This window comes from Microbacterium sp. (assembly GCF_047606385.1).
Taxonomy (GTDB): domain Bacteria; phylum Actinomycetota; class Actinomycetes; order Actinomycetales; family Microbacteriaceae; genus Microbacterium.
On record NZ_JASGEL010000054.1, the window covers coordinates 1 to 18,909 of the forward strand.

17 protein-coding genes and 1 pseudogene are annotated in these 18,909 nt (G+C 72.2%); 11 read left to right on the forward strand and 7 right to left on the reverse strand.

Annotation, left to right across the window (positions count from 1 at the left end; all coding sequences use genetic code 11):
- Window positions 1-92: 92 nt before the first annotated feature.
- Both QM626_RS05730 and QM626_RS05735 read right to left on the reverse strand, forming a co-directional pair.
- A pseudogene (locus QM626_RS05730) lies at window positions 93-611 on the reverse strand (FtsX-like permease family protein); the annotation flags it as partial.
- Between the two features lie 90 nt (window positions 612-701).
- A complete protein-coding gene (locus tag QM626_RS05735) occupies window positions 702-1,691 on the reverse strand; it encodes an asparaginase (protein ID WP_415074895.1) in 990 nt (329 codons plus the stop codon).
- A 34-nt stretch (window positions 1,692-1,725) separates the two neighbouring features.
- Between QM626_RS05735 and QM626_RS05740 the strand changes: the two genes are divergently transcribed.
- Complete coding sequence (locus QM626_RS05740) at window positions 1,726-2,199, forward strand: OsmC family protein (protein WP_415074897.1); 474 nt, start codon at window positions 1,726-1,728, stop codon at window positions 2,197-2,199.
- A 7-nt stretch (window positions 2,200-2,206) separates the two neighbouring features.
- On the opposite strand, the gene QM626_RS05745 is transcribed toward QM626_RS05740, so the two are convergent.
- A complete protein-coding gene (locus QM626_RS05745) occupies window positions 2,207-3,034 on the reverse strand; it encodes a lysophospholipid acyltransferase family protein (RefSeq protein WP_415074899.1) in 828 nt (275 codons plus the stop codon).
- A gap of 83 nt (window positions 3,035-3,117) precedes the next feature.
- On the opposite strand from QM626_RS05745, the gene QM626_RS05750 reads away from it, so the two are divergent.
- Both QM626_RS05750 and dxr read left to right on the forward strand, forming a co-directional pair.
- On the forward strand, window positions 3,118-4,068 hold the full coding sequence (locus tag QM626_RS05750; protein WP_415074901.1) for an FKBP-type peptidyl-prolyl cis-trans isomerase: 951 nt from the start codon (window positions 3,118-3,120) through the stop codon (window positions 4,066-4,068).
- Window positions 4,069-4,125: 57 nt separating this feature from the next.
- Entirely contained in the window at window positions 4,126-5,208 is a 1,083-nt protein-coding gene (gene dxr / locus QM626_RS05755) for a 1-deoxy-D-xylulose-5-phosphate reductoisomerase (RefSeq protein ID WP_415074903.1), read from the forward strand.
- Between the two features lie 189 nt (window positions 5,209-5,397).
- On the opposite strand, the gene QM626_RS05760 is transcribed toward dxr, so the two are convergent.
- On the reverse strand, window positions 5,398-7,053 hold the full coding sequence (locus QM626_RS05760; RefSeq protein WP_415074905.1) for a Mur ligase family protein: 1,656 nt from the start codon (window positions 7,051-7,053) through the stop codon (window positions 5,398-5,400).
- A 103-nt stretch (window positions 7,054-7,156) separates the two neighbouring features.
- On the opposite strand from QM626_RS05760, the gene QM626_RS05765 reads away from it, so the two are divergent.
- On the forward strand, window positions 7,157-8,518 hold the full coding sequence (locus QM626_RS05765; RefSeq protein ID WP_415074907.1) for a M50 family metallopeptidase: 1,362 nt from the start codon (window positions 7,157-7,159) through the stop codon (window positions 8,516-8,518).
- A gap of 182 nt (window positions 8,519-8,700) precedes the next feature.
- Here QM626_RS05765 and QM626_RS05770 read toward each other — a convergent pair whose 3' ends face one another.
- A complete protein-coding gene (locus QM626_RS05770; protein WP_415074909.1) occupies window positions 8,701-10,599 on the reverse strand; it encodes an anthranilate synthase family protein in 1,899 nt (632 codons plus the stop codon).
- A 172-nt stretch (window positions 10,600-10,771) separates the two neighbouring features.
- Here QM626_RS05770 and QM626_RS05775 point away from each other — a divergent pair, with 172 nt between their 5' ends.
- The 4 genes from QM626_RS05775 to QM626_RS05790 all read left to right on the forward strand — a co-directional run bounded on the left by QM626_RS05775 (window position 10,772) and on the right by QM626_RS05790 (window position 15,915).
- Window positions 10,772-11,038, forward strand: a complete 267-nt coding sequence (locus QM626_RS05775) for a 2TM domain-containing protein (protein WP_415074911.1) — start codon at window positions 10,772-10,774, stop codon at window positions 11,036-11,038.
- A 209-nt stretch (window positions 11,039-11,247) separates the two neighbouring features.
- Window positions 11,248-12,783 carry a hypothetical protein gene (locus QM626_RS05780; RefSeq protein ID WP_415074913.1) on the forward strand — a complete coding sequence of 512 codons (1,536 nt, stop codon included), beginning with the start codon at window positions 11,248-11,250 and terminating at the stop codon, window positions 12,781-12,783.
- Between the two features lie 106 nt (window positions 12,784-12,889).
- Window positions 12,890-14,020 carry a flavodoxin-dependent (E)-4-hydroxy-3-methylbut-2-enyl-diphosphate synthase gene (ispG, locus tag QM626_RS05785; RefSeq protein ID WP_415074925.1) on the forward strand — a complete coding sequence of 377 codons (1,131 nt, stop codon included), beginning with the start codon at window positions 12,890-12,892 and terminating at the stop codon, window positions 14,018-14,020.
- A gap of 101 nt (window positions 14,021-14,121) precedes the next feature.
- Window positions 14,122-15,915, forward strand: coding sequence for a proline--tRNA ligase (locus QM626_RS05790; protein ID WP_415074915.1), 1,794 nt, complete (start codon window positions 14,122-14,124; stop codon window positions 15,913-15,915).
- 7 nt (window positions 15,916-15,922) lie between these two features.
- Here QM626_RS05790 and QM626_RS05795 read toward each other — a convergent pair whose 3' ends face one another.
- Window positions 15,923-16,426: a pyridoxamine 5'-phosphate oxidase family protein gene (locus tag QM626_RS05795; protein WP_415074917.1), complete on the reverse strand. Its 504-nt coding sequence runs from the start codon at window positions 16,424-16,426 to the stop codon at window positions 15,923-15,925.
- A 49-nt stretch (window positions 16,427-16,475) separates the two neighbouring features.
- A complete protein-coding gene (locus QM626_RS05800; protein ID WP_415074919.1) occupies window positions 16,476-17,279 on the reverse strand; it encodes a DUF1206 domain-containing protein in 804 nt (267 codons plus the stop codon).
- A gap of 74 nt (window positions 17,280-17,353) precedes the next feature.
- Here QM626_RS05800 and nusA point away from each other — a divergent pair, with 74 nt between their 5' ends.
- The 3 genes from nusA to QM626_RS05815 form a co-directional block, all read left to right on the forward strand.
- Window positions 17,354-18,340 carry a transcription termination factor NusA gene (nusA, locus tag QM626_RS05805; RefSeq protein ID WP_415074921.1) on the forward strand — a complete coding sequence of 329 codons (987 nt, stop codon included), beginning with the start codon at window positions 17,354-17,356 and terminating at the stop codon, window positions 18,338-18,340.
- A 44-nt stretch (window positions 18,341-18,384) separates the two neighbouring features.
- Window positions 18,385-18,642 carry a YlxR family protein gene (locus QM626_RS05810; protein WP_415074927.1) on the forward strand — a complete coding sequence of 86 codons (258 nt, stop codon included), beginning with the start codon at window positions 18,385-18,387 and terminating at the stop codon, window positions 18,640-18,642.
- A gap of 57 nt (window positions 18,643-18,699) precedes the next feature.
- Window positions 18,700-18,909: translation initiation factor IF-2 N-terminal domain-containing protein (locus QM626_RS05815; protein ID WP_415074923.1), on the forward strand; the 210-nt coding region annotated here is incomplete at its 3' end.

Sequence of the window (18,909 nt, forward strand, 5' to 3'; positions counted from 1 at the left end):
ATCACCCGCGGCGGGCGCGGCGGCACCGAACGCCAGGCCCACCCCGAGGGCGAGCACGGCCAGGACGGCGGCAGGACGGCGTCGGCGCATCATCACACCTTCGTGTAGCGGCTGAGCGTGACCAGGGACGAGATGGCGGCGAGCGTGATCGCCGCGAGGATCAGCCACGGCGCGACCGTGAGCACGTCCGCCGTGGTGACGTACGGGATCCAGGAGACGCTCGAGCCGAGCCAGTCGGTGATGAGGTACTCCACCCCCAGCCACAGACCACCCACCGCGAGCAGCGACCCGATCGTCGCCGCGATCGCGCCCTCGAGCATGAACGGCAGCTGGATGAACAGCGTCGAGGCCCCCACGAGGCGCATGATGCCGGTCTCGCGGCGCCGGGACAGCGCCGACAGGCGGATCGTCGTCGTGATGAGCAGGACGGCCGCCACGAGCATCACCAGCGCGAGGCCGCCCGCGAGCAGCGTCGCGCGGTCGAGGACCAGGAACAGCCGGTCGAACAGGCGGCGCTGGTCCTGCACGCTCTCCACGCCCTGGCGGCCCGAGACGACCTCCGCGACCACCTGGTACTTCGACGGGTCCGTCAGCTTGATGCGCAGGGAGGAGAGCCGGCCCGGCGCGTGCTGCTGCCGGGGGCGAGCGGGCGAGCGCCGCGGGGATGCTGAGCCCGCGCCTGGGGGACTCGCCTGCCGGGATCAGACGACGGGACGGACGGCGCCGACGACGGCCCCGCCCCCGGTGACGACCAGCCGCAGGGCCGCCGCCGCGGCGGCCGTATCCGCCGGCGACAGCGCCTCGGCCTGCTCGAGCAGGCGCAGCGCGACCGCACCGCCGGCCCTGGCCGACCCGTCGAGCACCTTGACGGCGACGGTCGTGCCGTCCGGGGCGACCATGACGACGAGGCCCTCGGCGCCCGTCTTCGCGAACACGCCGGTGCGTTCGGCGACCGTCGTGTCCGCCTTGCCCGGACCCGCGATCGCCCACGGCTCCGCCCGCGCCGCGGCGAGCACGGCGGCCCCCTGACGATGCAGCGCGAACGGCGATCGCTCGGATGCGGTGCCCATGCGGTGCAGCGCGCGGGCGAGCCCGGCGAGGCTCACGGCCGGGATCGGGGCCCCGCAGCCGTCGACGGCCACCAGGGACGGCTTCTGGCCGGTCATCCGCTCCACGACCTGCAGGACGTGCTGCTGCAACGGATGTGCGGGGTCGAGGTATCCGTCCGTCGGCCATCCGCTCGCCCGGCAGGCCAGGAGCATCGCGGCGTGCTTCCCCGAGCACTCATGACGGATCCGGGCGGGCTCGGCCCGGTCGCGCACGAGCTCGTCGCCCGTGGCGCGATCGGCCGGCCGAGCGGGCGGACAGCCGAGATCGTCCTCCCCGACCTCGGCGGCGGCGAGGATCTCGCGCACCACCGCCACATGCCGGTCGGTGCCGGCGTGGCTCGCCGCCGCCAGCGCGAGCTGGGCGCCCGCGAGCGGCGCGCCCGCCGTGAGGGCGGCGAGAGCCTGCAACGGCTTCAGCGCCGAGCGCGGCAGGACGAGCGCCGCCGGGTCGCCGAGGCTGCGGGCGACGGTCCCGTCCGGGGCGAGCACGACCGCCGACCCCGCGTGCCGGGACTCGACGAACCCGCTGCGCTCGACGACGGCGAGCTCGACGGCGGCGGACAGCGGGAAGGTCTGCGGCATCCCCTCAGCCTATGACCCGTGTCAGACTGGCTCGATGATCGGCGAGCACCGGTACCGGCTGACCACGACCTGGACCGGGGACCGGGGGACGGGCACGAGCGGCTACCGCGAGTACGACCGGGCGGTGACGATCGCCGTCGACGGCAAGCCCGACCTGCTGGCCTCGGCGGACCGGCCGTTCCGCGGCGACCCGCACCGCTGGAACCCGGAGGACATGCTGCTCGCGGCGCTGAGCGAATGCCACCTGCTGTCCTACCTGCACGCCTGCGTGACGGCCGGTGTGGTGGTCGTGGCCTACCGCGACACCGCGACCGGGCTCATGCGGGAGGACGGCCGCGGCGGAGGCGCGTTCGCCGAGGTCGTGCTGCATCCGGAGGTGGTCGTCGCCGACGCCTCGATGGCGGATGCCGCGCAGGCCGCGCACGCGCAGGCGCACGACTGGTGCTTCATCGCGAGCTCGGTGAACTTCCCCGTGCGTCACGAGGCGACCGTGACCGTCCGACCCTGAGCGCGGGTCAGCGGCGCTCGTGCGGGAGGGCCTGCTTGATGCGGTCGATCGCGCCGTGCGCGGGGACCTCGTTGTACGCGTCGGCGAGCTGCTGCCCGGACAGGGCGTGGATGGCCGCCATGATCTCATCCGTCGCCAGGCGCCGCGCCTTGCCGGAGTTCGCCTGCCCGTGCGCGCCGAGATCCAGCGGTGTGCCGAACCGGATGGTCACGCGCGGGCGGAAGCGGGGGAAGTTCGCGCCGACGGGCATCGCCAGGTTCGTCCCCACCAGGCCCACGGGCACGACGGGGGCGCCCGTCTGCAGGGCCAGGAACGCCACGCCCGTGCGTCCCTTGTACAGCCGGCCGTCGAGCGAGCGGGTCCCCTCCGGGTACAGCGCGATGGCACGCCCGTCCTCCAGCATCCGTCGCTGCTGGTCGAGGGCGTCGAGGGCCGCCTGGCCGGCACCGCGCTGGACCGGGCTCGCCCCGAGACCGGTGAAGAACTCGCGCGAGATCCAGCCCTTGAGCCCGGTGCCCTCGAAGTAGCTCGCCTTCGCGAGGAAGTGGACGGTGCGAGGCGCGGCGAGCGGGATGGCGAACGAGTCGATGAACGAGAGGTGGTTGCTCGCGAGGATGACGGGGCCTTCCAGCGGGACGTTGTGCCGGCCCTCGATCCGCGGACGGTACGTGAGTCGGGCGAGCGGGGCCACGACACGGCGGCCGAGGAAGTAGAAGAAGCCGGCATCGGTCATCGGCTTGTGCGCGGCTTCGCGCGCGGTGGGCTCAGCAGCATCGGGGCTCTCCGGCGAAGTCACCCCACGAGGGTACTCCGGATCGCATACGTCCCCGTGCATGCGGGTCGACGGGTTCTCAGCCCACACAGAAGCGGGTGCGTGAGACTGGACGCGTTCCCTGTCACCGTCGAATGAGGTTCCTCGTGCGCGTCCGCTCGCTCACCGTCCTGTCCGTCGCCGCCGTCGCGCTGCTCGCGCTCGCCGGCTGCTCCTCGAGCTCGTCGAGCTCCAGCGCGTCCGCGTCGGCCTCGGCATCCGTGGACCTGTGCGACGCCGTCGTCTCGTCCGGCACCGCCTCCGACGCCGTCACGGTCACCGGCGATGTCGGCAGCACGCCGACCGTGAGCTTCACCTCGCCGCTCGACGCCGGCGACGACCAGCAGTCGACCGTCGTGACGGTCGGCACCGGCGACGTCATCGCCGACGGCGACTACATCACCTACGGCTATTCCGCCTACGACGCGTCGACGGGCGAGGTCGTGTCGGACTACGAGGTCAGCTCGACCCCGGCGCCGGTCGCGGCCGAGACGATCCTCGGCGACGCGTTCGGCTGCGCGGCGGTGGGCACCCGGGTGGTCACCACCGTGCCCGCGACCTCGACCGACTCCGACGCCACCGTGTACGTCATCGACCTGCTCTCGGCGGTGGCCGCGGACTCCTGGTGCCAGCCGTCCGCGCCGACCGACGGCGAGGCGTTCCCGACCGTCACCTTCGACGACGACGGGACGCCGACCGTGACGGTGCCCTCCAGCGAGGCGGCGCCCACCGAGGTGACCGAGCAGGTGCTCGTCCAGGGCTCCGGCGACACGGTCGCCTCCGGCGACACCGTCACGGTCGACTACCAGGGCGTGCTCTGGTCGGACGGCAGCATCTTCGACACGAGCTTCGGCACCGGCGACCCGCTCTCGATCGCCACGACCTCGGTCGTTGCCGGCTTCGGCAACGCGCTGGTGGGCCAGCAGGTCGGCTCGAGCGTCGTCGTGGTCATCCCGGCCGAGTGCGGCTACGGCACCGACACGACGAACGACACCACGGGTCTGGCGGGCCAGACGCTGATCTTCGTCATCACCATCGAGGCCACCACGGCGTCCTGAGCGGTCGCGCGGGCCGCGGCGGCCGGACCGTCGCGGCCCGCGCTCTAGGCTGACAGGATGCGGCGCGTCCTCATCCTCGGCTCCACCGGATCGATCGGCACCCAGGCGCTGGAGGTCATCCGCGCCCACCCCGACCGGTTCGAGGTCGTCGGGCTCGCGGCCGGACGCGACCGCGACCGGGTCGCCGCGCAGGCGGCGGAGTTCCGCGTCGCGCACACCGCGCTCGGCGCCCTCGAGGCCGAGCAGCTGGTCCGCGACGTGGAGGCGGATGTCGTGCTCAACGGCATCACGGGCTCCGTGGGCCTCGGCCCGACCCTCGCCGCGCTGGAGGCGGGCCGCATCCTGGCCCTGGCCAACAAGGAGTCGCTGATCGTCGGCGGCGAGCTCGTCACCGGTCTGGCCGCGCCGGGCCAGATCGTGCCGGTCGACTCGGAGCACTCCGCGATCGCGCAGGCCCTGCGCGCCGGCGCCGCGGCCGAGGTGCGACGACTCGTCGTGACGGCGTCCGGGGGGCCGTTCCGCGGGCGCACCCGCGCGGAGCTCGCGGGCGTCACGCCCGCGCAGGCGCTCGCCCACCCGACCTGGGACATGGGCCGCGTCGTCACGACCAACTCGGCCACCCTCGTGAACAAGGGGCTCGAGGTGATCGAGGCGCACCTGCTGTTCGCCGTGCCCTACGACCGGATCGACGTGGTCGTCCACCCGCAGTCGGTCGTGCACTCGATGGTCGAGTTCGTCGACGGCTCGACCATCGCGCAGGCCTCGCTGCCGGACATGCGGCTTCCGATCTCGCTGGGCTTGGACTGGCCGCGCCGCGTGGCCGGTGTCGGTGCGCCGCTGGACTGGACGCGCGCGGCATCCTGGACCTTCGAGCCGCTCGACGACGACGCGTTCCCCGCCGTGCGGCTCGCGAAGCGCGTCGGCGCGGCGGGGGGCACCTACCCGGCCGTGTTCAACGCGGCGAACGAGCAGGCCGTCGACGCGTTCCACGGGGGACGGCTCCCGTTCCCGGGCATCGTCGACACGATCGAGCGGATCGTCGACAGGCACGAGCCGCCGGCGCAGCTCACACGGGAGTCGCTGGCGGATGCCGAGGCCTGGGCGCGCCGTGCCGCCGACGCCGCGATCGCCGCCCGCTGACGCCCCGACCGCCCGTCCCGCTCCTCCCGCCCCGTCCGCTCCTCCCGCTCAGCCCCGCTCCGTCCGCTCAGCCCCGCGAGGTATGTCCCACTTCGGCGCGGTACATGTCCCAGTTCGGCGCGCTATGACCCGCCCATAGCGCGCCGAACTGGGACATGCACGCCGGGAAGGCGGGCGCAGACGCCCGGCTCAGCGGGATGGGCGTTCGGGGTCCGAGTCGGGGGTGCTGCCTTCGGGGTAGGGCACCGGCCAGTGCGGCTCGGGCACGGGCCAGCCGGCGTCGCGCAGCGCGCGGCGGGCGAGCTCCCGCGCCGAGTACGGCGTGCGCCGACCGCGGATGTCGCGGTAGTCCTGGTGGCCCGGGCCGCACCACAGGATGGCGTCGCCGTCGCCGACGAGCGCCACCGCCTCGCGGATCGCGCGCTCGGGCGGCGAGAACTCGCGGATGTCGGCGTCCGGCCGCGCCCGACGGGCGCCTTCGATCAGCGTCGCCCGGATCGAGTCCGGATCCTCGAAGCGCGGGTGGTGGTCGGTGATGACCAGGATGTCGCTGCCCTCCACGCCGGTGCGACCCATGTCATGACGTTTGGTCGCGTCGCGGTCGCCGTCGGCGCCGAACAGGAACAGCACCGTGCCGGGCGTCACGCGGCGGACGGCCGCGAGCGTCTTCTCGAACGCGTCGGGGGAGTGCCCGAAGTCGACGTACACGGCGGGGCCCCGCTCGCCGGAGACGAGCTGGGTGCGGCCGGGCAGGTAGGCGTCGATGCGGCCGCCGTCGAGCGCGGCGGCGATCCGCTCCCAGGCGTAGCCCGCCTCGTGGATCATGGCGATCGCGAGGCCGGCGTTGGCGGCCATGTGCCGGCCGATCACCGGAACGGTGGTCTCGATCCGACCGACCGGGCCGGTGAGCGCGAACCTCGTGCCGTCCTGGCGCTCCTCGAGGATCTCGACCGTCCAGTCGGCCGCGGCGGCGGCATCCGCGTCCACCGCGATCGCGGGCGTGCCGATCGTCGTGACCGGCACCCCGGCACGGGCCACGACCTCGGCGCCGGCCGCCGAGTCGAGGCAGACGACCGCGCGCCTCGATCGGTCGGGCGCGAACAGCGGCAGCTTCGCCTCGAGGTACTCGGTCATGTCCGCATAGTCGTCGAGGTGGTCGTGCGTCAGGTTGGTGAAGCCGGCGACGTCGAACAGGATGCCGTCGACGCGGTGTCGGCTGAGGGCCTGCGCGCTGACCTCCACGGCGACGGCCTCGACGCCGCGCTCGCGCATGAGCGCGAGCAGCGCGTGGAACTCGCTGGCCTCGGGCGTGGTCAGCCGCGAGACGATGACCTCGCCCGCGATGTGCCGTTCGGCGGTGGACGAGAGCCCGGTCACCACGCCCATCTGCCCGAGGACGCCCTCCAGCAGGTGGGACACGCTGGTCTTGCCGTTCGTGCCCGTGGTCGCCAGCAGCAGCGGCAGGTCGTCGTCGGGCCCCGTGCCGTACACCCACGCCGACAGGGCGCCGAGTCGGGCACGCGGATCGGCGCCGACGATCACCGGGAGCCCGGAGGCTGCGGCCAGCTCTGCCCCGGCCTCGTCGGTGATGATCGCGACGGCTCCCCTGGCGGCGGCCGCCGCGGCGAACTCCGCGCCGTGACGGTTCACGCCCGGCACCGCGACGAACGCCTCGCCGGGGCGGAGATCGGCCGTCGCCAGGGTGATGCCGGTGAGCTCGACGCCGTCGACGTCGCCGATCACGCGGGCGTGGCCGCGCGCCGCGAGCTCGGCCAAGCTCCGGCGGGGCGGGTCGTCCGGTCGCAGCACGGGCGGCAGGTTGGGGGGCGTCTCGGGCGTCGGCATGGGCTTCCATTCAAGCAGACGCCCGGTGCCCGGCAGCGAGCAGGCCGCACCCCGGCAGACCGCGCACGGCCGCTTCAAAGGCTCGTGTCGCTACCGTGGGGATGTGACCGTTCTCGCCTTCGTCATCGGCGTCGTCGTGCTCGTCGTCGGGCTCGCGGTGTCGATCGCGCTCCACGAGCTGGGACATCTCGTCCCGGCGAAGCTCTTCGGGGTGCGCGTGGGCCAGTACATGATCGGGTTCGGTCCGACGCTGTTCTCCCGCTGGAAGGGCGAGACCCAGTACGGCGTCAAGGCGATCCCGCTCGGCGGCTACATCTCCATGGCCGGCATGTACCCGCCGCAAGACGCCGTCGCGGCGGCCGACGACACGCCGGAGGCCGTGCCCGTCGGCGCGCCGTCGGCATCCGTCGACGCGGCCGCCCAGGCGCCCGCCAGGCGCACGCCCGGCCGCTTCTTCGCCACGATGGTGCAGGATGCGCGGGCGTCGAACGAGGCGACCCTGCAGGGCGCGGACGACGACCGGGTGTTCTACAAGCTGCCGGTCTACAAGCGCATCATCATCATGCTCGGCGGTCCGGTCATGAACCTCCTGCTGGCGATCGTCATCTTCACGATCCTGCTCACCGGCATCGGCGTGCAGACCGCCACCGCGACGATCGCGTCCCTGAGCGACTGCGTGCCCGTCTCGAGCACCTCCTCCGACTGCGCGTCGAGCACCACTCCGGCCGAGACGGCCGGGCTGGAGGCCGGCGACCGGATCGTCTCGATCGACGGCACGGTCGTGTCGACGTTCGCCGACGCCTCGGCGATCATCCAGGCCTCGGCCGGCCAGCAGCTCACGCTCGTCGTCGAGCGCGACGGCGCCGAGCTGACGCTTCGCATCACGCCCGTCGCGATCGACTCGGTGACCACCGACGACGACGGCGACACCGTGACGACGCAGATCGGGTTCATCGGCATCCGGCCCACGAGCGAGTACGTGCGCGACCCGATCTGGACCGGCACGACGACCGCGTTCGAGAACGTCGGCGCCGTCGCGAGCATCATGGTGAAGCTCCCGGCGGAGGTCTACGACACCGCCGTGTCGCTGTTCACCGGCGCCGAGCGGGACCCGAACGGCCCGCTCAGCGTGGTCGGCGCCGGGGTCATCGCCGGCGAGGCGGCGGCCTCGGACGCCCCGATCCTCAACCGGGTCGAGTACATCCTCGGCCTGCTCGGATCGCTGAACATCGCGCTGTTCGTGTTCAACCTCATCCCCCTGCTGCCGCTGGACGGCGGGCACGTCGTGATCGCGCTGTGGGACGGTGCGAAGCGGACATGGGCGAAGGCGTTCGGCCGGCGATCGCCGAAGCCGGTGGATGCGGCCCGGCTCGTGCCGCTGACCTTCGTCGTCGTGGTGGCGCTGATCGCGATGAGCGCGGTCCTCATCGTCGCCGACCTGGTGAACCCGATCTCGCTGTTCTGATCCTGTCGCTCGTGTGATCCAGCGCTCTCGGCAGGCTCGCATCAGCCCGTCTCGGTCACACGTCCACTGCGATTTCGTGCATTCGGCATCCACATATGACGTCGAGTTGCACGAAAAGGGCGCGGACATGTGAGCGAAGGGCGGGCGGCACGGGACGGGCCCGGCGCGTGGCTCGGCGAGGGTCAGGCCGGGACCGGTGCGAGCGCGTGGGCGACCAGGCGCTCGAGCGTCGTCATCCCGTCGCGGGACAGGATCGACTCCAGGTGACCCTGCACCGAGGCGAAGCCGGGGCCGCGCAGCGCGGAGACGTCGCCGCTGACCGGGTCGGCCGAGACCTCGGCGTCCCCGGCCCGGACGGTGCCGGGCACGACCCGAGCCGTGAACGTGTTGTAGAAGCCGATGGATGCGGGCTGCCCGAACACGTCGACCTCGCGCTGCAGCCCCTGGTGCGGCCGGTCGAGCGGGACGAGCGCGATGCCGAGCCGGTCGGCGAGGATCTGGTGGCTCAGACACACCGCCAGCAGCGGGGTCCCGGCATCCAGCCGCGAGGCGACGACCTCGCGCATCCGGGCGATGCGCGGCTGCCGGGCGTCGCGCGGATCTCCCGGTCCGGGCCCGGCGACGACGAGATCGGCGGCCTCCAGGGCCTCGGCGGTCGCCTGCGGCCAGGGCACGACCGTGACGAGCAGCCCCAGGTGGCGCAGCTGGTGCGCGAGCATCGTGGTGAAGCGGTCCTCGGCGTCCACGACCGCGGCGGTGCGGCCGGCGAACGGCCCTTCGCCGGTGACGTCCTGCGGGTTCAGCCAGAACGGCGCGAGCCGGGCGTTGCGCGACGCGAGCAGCGCGGCGATGCCCGGGTCCTCGGCCAGCGGCCGGTGGGCGGGGGCCGGCTCGTCGTCGTCCGAGGCCGCCGGAGCCTCGTCACGCGGCACCGCGCCGATCGCACCGAGCACGCCCGCCGCCTTGCCATGGGTCTCGCTGACCTCGCCCGCGGGGTCGGAGTGGCGCACGAGCGTCGCCCCGACCGGCACGCGCAGCCCCCCGTCGACCAGATAGGCGGTGCGGATGAGGATCGGGGCGTCGAGGTCGTGCCCGCCCTCCGCGGTCGGCGTGAACAGCGCGGCGACGCCGGAGTAGTAGCCGCGGGGGGTGCGCTCGTGCCGCGCGATCACGGTGCAGGCGTTCTGCATCGGCGACCCGGTGACGGTCGGGGCGAACATGGTCTCGCGAAGGATGTCGCGGGGGTCCAGCGTCGAATGACCCTCGAGCTCGTACTCGGTATGGGTGAGCCGCGACATCTCCTTCAGGTGCGGTCCGGTGATGCGGCCGCCGTCGGAGCAGACGGCGCTCATCATCTTCAGCTCCTCGTCCACCACCATGAACAGCTCCTCGGTCTCCTTGGTCGAGGTGAGGAACTCGCCGAGCGTCTCGGCGGTCGCGCCGCCCGCGGGATGCCGGAACGTCCCCGAGATGGGGTTCATGGCGACGACGCCGCCGGCCTGGGTGACGTGGGCCTCCGGGCTCGCTCCGACGGCGACGTGCCCGTCGGTGACGATCGCGAACGTCCAGTACGCGCCCTTCTCATGCTCCAGCAGGGCACGGAACCAGGTGAGCGCGGTGGTGCGCGGATCGGCCTCGACGCACGCCGTGAAGTCGCGGCGGATCACGAAGTTCGCGCCCTCGCCGCGGCCGATCTCGTCCGCGATCACGGTGCGCACGATGTCGGCGTACTCCTCGTCGGTGACGTCGAACCCGGCGTCGTGGAGCGGCACCGCGGCGTCCGGGAGGGCGGCGACGACCTCGCCGCGGGGGAGGCGGTCGTGCGCGGTCACGACGAGGCACCGCAGCGGCGAGCCGTCGTCGTGGCACACGAACCCTCGTTCGCGCACCTGCCGGAACGGGACCAGCGCCAGCACCTCGCGCGGCGTCCCCGCGGGGTCGGTCAGCGGGATGTCGGCGAGCAGGTCGACGTCGATCACCTCGCCGGTGAGCACCTCGACCCAGCCCGGCTCGCGCGCGATCAGGGCGAAGGGGACGGGGGATGCGGCGAGGTCGGCGAGAGCCGAGGCGGTTGCGGTCATGGCAGGTCTTTCGTGGAGTGAGCGGCCGCCTGACGCAGAAGACCGCCCATGAGCAGGGCGGTCCGTGTCGCACGCGCGCACCGCCTCAGGCGGTGTGCCACCAAGAGCGGTTCGCGAGCATGGGGCGAAATTACCACACACGCGGCGGATGCCTGGCAGTAGGCTCGGGCGCATGAGCGACACCGGCGACCTCCGCGATCGTGCCATCCAGAGCCTGAAGCAGAAGCAGGCGTTCTGGTACGCCCTGGGCGGCTGGGTCGTGCTGTCCGTCTTCTTCACCGTCATCTGGCTCGCGTCCGGCGCCACCTATTTCTGGCCGCTGTGGCCGATCCTGGGCGTCGGCATCGGCGTCGCGTTCGCCGGCATCCGCGCGTTCGGGGCGGGCAGCGGCGGGCCTTCCGAGGAGAAGATCCAGAACGAGATGAAGCGCCTCTCCTGACCGAAGGCGGCACTTTACACGATCCCTCTTCCGTTGAGCCTATGAATACGCCATGATTGGCGTGCCCGACGGTTGAGCACCCGGAGCGACCGACGAGCGCATCCAAGGCGAGCGCCGCCGCCCGGCGACGTCTCCCGTCCACTCGGCACGGGTCGAGGGTGAGCAGTCCCGTAACGATGGCCCGTGCCGGCCCATCGAAGGGAACGATCATGCTCCACACCCGCCGTCGCCCGCAGGGGCGGCGGATATCGAGCGCGCACGAGCGCGCTCCGCGCCTGCGGCTCGCCGCACTCGGCACCGGGCTCGCCCTGGCCGTCGGCGCGCTGATCATCGTGCCGACCGCGGCGTACGCCGACGATTCGGTTCCGGATGCCGGTGACAGCGAAGTCGCCGCCGACGCCACGTCCACGACCGAGGCGACCTCGGCGGACGCGTCCACCTCGACGGACGAGTCCGCGACCGCGGACGACGCCGTCGCCGATGACACGGCGTCGGACGACTCCGCGACCGCCGCCTCGGACGACCCGGTGACGGAGGACGCGGCGACCGAGGACGCCGTGACCGAGGACGCCGCGACGGACGAGACCACGACGCCCGTGGTCGAGACGGCCGCCGAGGACGCGACCGTCGAGGACGTGCTCGCCAGCGACCCCGAGGAGCCGACGATCACGCTGTTCGCCGAGGCGGCCGCCCTGCCCGCCGAGGGCGACGCGTGCTATCCCGCGGTGTGCATCACCAACGGCACCATCCTGCTCGCGGTCAACCCGACGGCCGAGCTGAACGCGACGGACGGGACCGGCTCCCTGGCCGGGCCGGGAGACGTCGGCCTCGACTACCTGCCCACCAACAACGACTCCACCTCGCCCGGCTGTCTGTGCGAGGGCTGGGGGGTCGCCGATCCCGATGCCGGCATCTGGGGCGGCGCCAACCTCGCCGAGCTCGGCGTCGGCGGTCGCAACCTCACGGTCGAGTCGTTCACGTACACGGACTCGACGGCGACCAGCGTCGTGATCGTGAGCGACGACGACGGCGATCCGTACCTTCGCGTGACCCACGAGTACATCCCCTCGCCGGCCACCCCGAACCTGTATCAGGTGAACGTGACGATCCAGAACGTCTCCGGCGCGGCGATCGCGACGATCCAGTATCGGCGGGTGATGGACTGGGACATCGAGCCGACGGCGTTCAACGAGTACACGACGATCGACTCCGGGACCGCATCGGCGATCACCTTCACCTCCGACAACGGGTTCGCCTCGTCCAACCCGCTGTCGGGCCCGAGCTCGATCCTGTTCACGGGCGACGCGGTCGACAGCGGACCGGCGGACCACGGCGCGCTGTTCGACTTCACGTTCCCGGGGCTGGCCGACGGCGCCTCGTTCACGTTCGTGATCTACTACGGCGCGGCCGGCAACGAGACCGATGCGATCGCGGCCCTCGCCGCGGTCGGCGCCGAGGCATACTCCTTCGGGCAGACCTCGACCGATCCCACCGGCGGGACGCCGAACACGTTCATCTTCGCGTTCGGCAACGTCGGCGGCACGGCGATCTTCTCCGAGCCGGACACCACGGTGGACACGACGACCGCGGTCGCCACCACGGAGGAGTCGACGGCGGTCACCGCGGTCGCGCTGGCCGTCACCGGGGGCACCGAGCCGACGTTCGCGGGGCTCGCCGGAGCGCTGCTCGTGATCGCGGGGCTCGTGCTGGTGGGAGCGGCGGCGCTGCGGCCTCGTCGCGCCTGACCGGGCATCCGTACCGGGCCGTCCCGCCGCGCGCGGGGCGGCCCGCTCGGACCCCGCCCAGCATCGGACGCGTAGGCTGGAGCCCGTGCCAGCAGTGAACCTCGGGATGCCAAAGGCCCCGGTGACCCTCGCGCCCCGTCGCAAGAGCCGGCAGATCCGGGTCGGCAAGGTCCTCGTCGGCGGAGACGCGCCCATCAGCGTCCAGTCGATGGCGACGACCAAGACCACCGACATCAACGCGACGCTGCAGCAGATCGCCGAGCTGACCGCCTCCGGGTGCGAGATCGTGCGTGTCGCGGTGCCCAGCCAGGACGACGCGGACGTGCTGCACATCATCGCGCGCAAGAGCCAGATCCCGGTCATCGCCGACATCCACTTCCAGCCGAAGTACGTGTTCCAGGCCATCGACGCGGGATGCGCCGCGGTGCGCGTGAACCCCGGCAACATCCGCCAGTTCGACGACAAGGTCGGTGAGATCGCGAAGGCGGCGAAGGACGCCGGCGTCTCGCTGCGCATCGGGGTGAACGCCGGGTCGCTCGACAAGCGCCTGCTGGAGAAGTACGGCAAGGCCACGCCCGAGGCGCTGGCCGAGAGCGCCCGCTGGGAGGCGTCGCTGTTCGAGGAGCACGACTTCCACGACTTCAAGATCTCGGTCAAGCACAACGACCCGGTCGTGATGGTGCAGGCCTACCGGCTGCTCGCCGCGATGGGGGACTGGCCGCTCCACCTCGGGGTCACCGAGGCGGGTCCCGCGTTCCAGGGCACCATCAAGAGCGCCACCGCGTTCGGCATCCTGCTGTCCGAGGGCATCGGCGACACCATCCGCGTCTCGCTGTCCGCCCCACCCGCCGAAGAGGTCAAGGTCGGCCACCAGATCCTGCAGGCGCTGAACCTGCGCGAGCGCAAGCTCGAGATCGTGTCCTGTCCCTCCTGCGGGCGGGCGCAGGTCGACGTCTACTCGCTCGCCGACAGCGTGACCGAGGGCCTCAAGGACATGACGGTGCCGCTGCGCGTGGCCGTCATGGGATGCGTCGTCAACGGTCCCGGTGAGGCGCGGGACGCCGACCTGGGCGTCGCGAGCGGCAACGGCAAGGGCCAGATCTTCGTGAAGGGCGAGGTCGTCAAGACCGTGCCCGAGTCCGAGATCGTCGCGACTCTCATCGCCGAGGCGAATCGGATCGCCGACGAGATGGGCCCGGACGCCCCGCTCGGCACGGCGCAGGTCGTCACCGCCTGAGCGTGATCCGCCGCCGGCCCGCCCGAGACCGGGCTGGCCGCGTCCCGTCGTCGCCGCACCCGTGACGCCCCGGCGCGGCGGCATCCGTAGACTTGACGCTCGTGGTCACCCGTCTGTCGAACTTCTTCCTCCGCACCCTCCGCGAAGACCCGGCCGATGCCGAGGTCACCAGCCACAAGCTCCTCGTGCGCGCCGGCTACATCCGCCGCGCCGCGCCGGGCGTCTTCACATGGCTGCCGCTGGGACTTCGGGTCAAGGCGAGGATCGAGGGCATCATCCGCGACGAGATGACTCGCGCGGGCGCGTTCGAGGTGCACTTCCCGGCGTTGCTCCCGCGCGAGCCCTACGAGGCGTCGGGTCGCTGGACGTCGTACGGCGACGGGATCTTCCGCCTGCAGGACCGCCGCGGTGCCGACTACCTGCTCGCGCCGACCCACGAGGAGATGTTCACGCTCCTCGTGAAGGACCTGTACTCGTCGTACAAGGACCTGCCGCTGACGATCTACCAGATCCAGGACAAGTACCGCGACGAGGCACGCCCGCGCGCGGGGCTCCTGCGCGGCCGCGAGTTCACGATGAAGGACGCGTACTCGTTCGACTACACCGACGAGGGGCAGGATGCGTCGTACCAGGCGCAGCGCGACGCATACGAGCGCATCTTCCAGCGCCTCGGCCTGGAGTACGTGATCGTGGCGGCCGACAACGGCCTGATGGGCGGCGCGCGCTCCGAGGAGTTCCTGCACCCGACCCCCGTCGGCGAGGACACGTTCGTGCGCTCGGCCGGCGGCTATGCCGCGAACGTCGAAGCCTTCACCACCGTCGTCCCCGACCCCATCCCGTTCGACGGGCTCGGCGCTCCGGTGATCTTCGACTCGCCGAACACGCCGACGATCCAGACGCTCGTCGACCATTCGAACGCGCACCTCGCGGCCCCGGCGCCCGGGATCGCCGGTCCGGCGACGGATGCCGCGACGGAGTGGACCGCCGCGCACACGCTCAAGAACGTCGTGCTGGCCCTCACCCACCTCGACGGGACGCGCGAGCTGGTGATCGTCGGTGTCCCCGGCGACCGCGACGTCGATGACAAGCGCGTCGAGGTCGCGTTCGCCCCCGCTGCGGTCGAGGCGGCGACGGCCGAGGACTTCGAGCGCAACCCGCTGCTCGTGAAGGGATACATCGGGCCCTGGTCCGAGACGGGCCCGGTGCTCGGCGAGGAGTCGGCGACCGGCATCCGCTACCTTCTCGACCCGCGCGTGGTCGAGGGGACCGCGTGGGTCACCGGCGCGAACATCGACCAGAAGCACGTGCACACCCTGGTCGCCGGGCGCGACTTCACCGGCGACGGATTCGTCGAGGTCGCGAACGTACGACCCGGCGACCCGGCGCCCGACGGCTCGGGCCCCGTCGAGCTCGCGCGCGGGATGGAGGTCGGGCACGTCTTCCAGCTCGGACGGTTCTTCGCGGAGACGCTGGGCCTGAAGGTGCTCGACGAGAACGGCAAGCTCGTGACCGTCACGATGGGCTCCTACGGCATCGGCGTCACCCGCATCCTCGCGATCATCGCCGAGCTGGGCAACGACGAGAAGGGGCTGATCTGGCCGGCCGCGGTCGCCCCGTTCGACGTGCACGTGGTCGCCACCGGAAAGGACGCTGTCGCGTTCGACCTGGCCGAGCAGCTCTCCGCCGACCTCGAGTCCGCGGGTCTCGACGTGCTCTACGACGACCGCCCCAAGGTCTCCCCGGGCGTGAAGTTCGGCGACGCCGAGCTGGTGGGCGTGCCGAAGATCGTGATCGTGGGCCGCGGCGCGGCCGACGGCCGGGTCGAGCTGTGGGACCGGCGCACCGGCGAGCGCGAGGTCGTCGCCGTCGGCGACGTCCTGTCCGCGCTGCGCTGAGCCGGCGTCAGCACACGATCCGGGCATGCTCGACGATGTCGTCGTCGGGCGTGTCCCGCGTGACGAGCGCCTTCAGCATCCCTGCCGCCATCGCGATCCGGCCCTTGCCCGGCGCCCAGAACTCGGTGACCTGCGGGGTCACCTTCAGCAGGGCGACGCCGGGGGTGTCCAGGCCGTCCTCGAACCACACGTCGAGCGACGGCGTGTACAGCTCGGCCATCAGCGCGTCGTCGTGGACGACGGTCGCCGTCCCCGCCACCGACACGTACCGCATCCCCTTCGCGTCGCAGTAGGCGAGGCCCACGTCCCGGTTCTCGACGATCTCGTCGACCTTCTCGGTGTCGTCGGACGTGAAGAACCAGATGTCGCCGTGCTCGTCCATCCGGCGTGTCGACATCGGTCTGCTGACCAGGCGCCCGTCGGCGTCCACGGTGGTGAGCATCGTGAAGTCGATGTCCTCGACGAGCTCCTTGGCACGGGTGAGCGCATCGGCTCCGGTGAGTTCAGTCATGTCCCGAGCATGCGCGGCCCCGCACCGCGAGGGCCAGGGGCTTGACAGCTCAGAGCCGTGCGAACCGTGCGCGGGCGATGCAGAACAGGCCGTACGCGATGAAGCCGGCGCTGATCAGGGCGACCAGCGCCGGGCCGAAGGCCATGGCGCGGAGGGCGTCCAGTGCGCCGTCGATGCCGCCGGCCGCATCGGCGTCCACCGTGACCGCGGCGACCACCAGGAGGATGCCGACGATCACCAGGGCAGTCCCCTTGGCGACGTAGCCGACGACGCCGAGCACCGTGAGGGCGCGTCCACCCGCTCCCGCCGGCACGGCCACGCGCTTGCGGAACCCGCGGGTGATGCCGATGCCGGCGAACACGACGCCGGCCACGCCGATCCCGAGCCCGACGGCCCCCAGCAGCAGGGCGCCTGCGGGCAGCGACAGGATGCCGCGACTCGTGTCCTGCGCCGTCTGGTCGCCGTCCGGCCTGGCCCCCAGCGCGATGGCCGCCGCGATCGTGCCCAGTGCGAGGAAGGCGAGAGCCTGGCCGCTCTCGGACAGGCGCACCCCCCACCTCGATCGGGCGTCGTGTCCGCGGACGAGGAAGGCGCTGCTCGCGTGCCACAGTCCGAGCGCCCAGAGGGCGCCGGCCAGCACCCAGACCGCGGCGAACCCGAGCGGTACGGCGGCGATCGCGCGCAGCGCACCGGACTGGTCCGACTCGGCCTCGCCCCCGAACGCCACGACGAGCCCGATCACGCCCACGAGCAGGTGCACGATCCCGGTGGCCGCGTAGCCCGCCCGGGCGATCCCGCGGGCGACGGGGGAGGAGCGCACCTCTCGCACCGCCTGTCGGGCCGAACCGGTCATGCCCCGAACCTATCCGGTAACGTGACAGGGATGTCGGCGCAGTCTGCCGGCGAGAATTGAAGAGGGAGAGCACCGTGGACATCGATCTGGGACTTTTGCGGACGGTCGAGCGCGAGAAGGAGATCCCATTCGACGAGCTCGTCGCCATCATCGAGCAGGCGATCCTCACCGCCTACGCGAAGCACACCTCCGACACCGGCGAGCTTCCCGAGGGCACCCGCGCCCAGCTCGACCGCAAGACCGGCCATGTCGCGGTCTTCGTGCCGCTGCGCGACGAGGAGGGCGTGGTCGTCGGCGAGGAGGAGTCCACACCGGAGGACTTCGGCCGCATCGCCGCGTTCGCCGCCAAGCAGGTCATCAGCCAGCGGCTGCGCGACATCGCCGACGACGCCGTGCTGGGCGAGTTCCGCGGCAAGGAGGGCGACATCGTCGCCGGCATCGTGCAGCAGGGGCCGAACCCGCGGATGGTCCACGTCGACCTCGGCTCGGTCGAGGCGATCCTGCCGCCCGAGGAGCAGGTCCCCGGCGAGGAGTACCGGCACGGCTCCCGCATCCGCGTGTACGTGACCTCGGTCGGCAAGGGCGCCAAGGGGCCGTCCATCACCGTCTCGCGCACCCACCCGGGGCTCGTGCGGAAGCTGTTCGCCCTCGAGGTGCCCGAGATCGCCTCCGGCGTGGTCGAGATCGTCTCGCTCGCCCGGGAGGCCGGGCACCGCACCAAGATGGCGGTGCGCACCTCCGACCCGGTCGTCAACGCCAAGGGCGCGTGCATCGGCGAGCTCGGGCGGCGCGTGCGCGCCGTCACCGAGGAGCTGGGCGGCGAGAAGATCGACATCGTCGACTACGACCCGGAGCTCGCGGCCTTCGTCGCCAACGCGCTCTCTCCCGCGAAGGTGACCTCGAGCTTCATCCTCGACGCCAAGATCAAGGCCGTCCGCGCGCTCGTGCCGGATTACCAGCTCTCCCTGGCGATCGGCAAGGAGGGCCAGAACGCGCGGCTCGCCGCCAAGCTCACCGGTGCCAAGATCGACATCCAGCCCGACTCGGTCCTCGAGGGCTGAGCACCGTCCCGTCCGCGCGAGGGGGTAAGATGGAACCCGTACGAATGTGCGTCGGATGTCGCACGCGTGCTCCCCGTTCCGATCTCCTCCGGGTGGTCGTGCGCGGTTCGCAGCTCGTCCTGGACGAGCGGGCCGTGCTCCCGGGGCGAGGCGCGTGGCTGCATCCGACGACGCACTGCATGGATGCCGCGCTGCGGCGCCACGCGTTCGTACGAGCATTGCGTGTGTCAGGCCCGCTTGACACGCAGACCATCGAGAAACGGCTGAACGGCTATGGACACAAAGTGAACGGCTCGAAATGAGACCCGTCCGCGACTAACGGTCTGCCCTGTCCGGGGTGGATCCCAGACAGGAGAATTGTGGCAAACCCACGCGTGCACGAGATCGCTGCCGAGCTCGGCGTCGACAGCAAGATCGCCCTCGCGAAGCTGAAGGAGCTCGGCGAGTACGTCAAGAGCCCTTCGTCGACGATCGCCCCGCCGGTCGCTCGTAAGCTCCGCGCGGCCCTCGAGGCCGACGGGGTGGCGACGGCGCCGGCGGCTCCCGCGGCGTCCCCGCGCCCGGCCGGC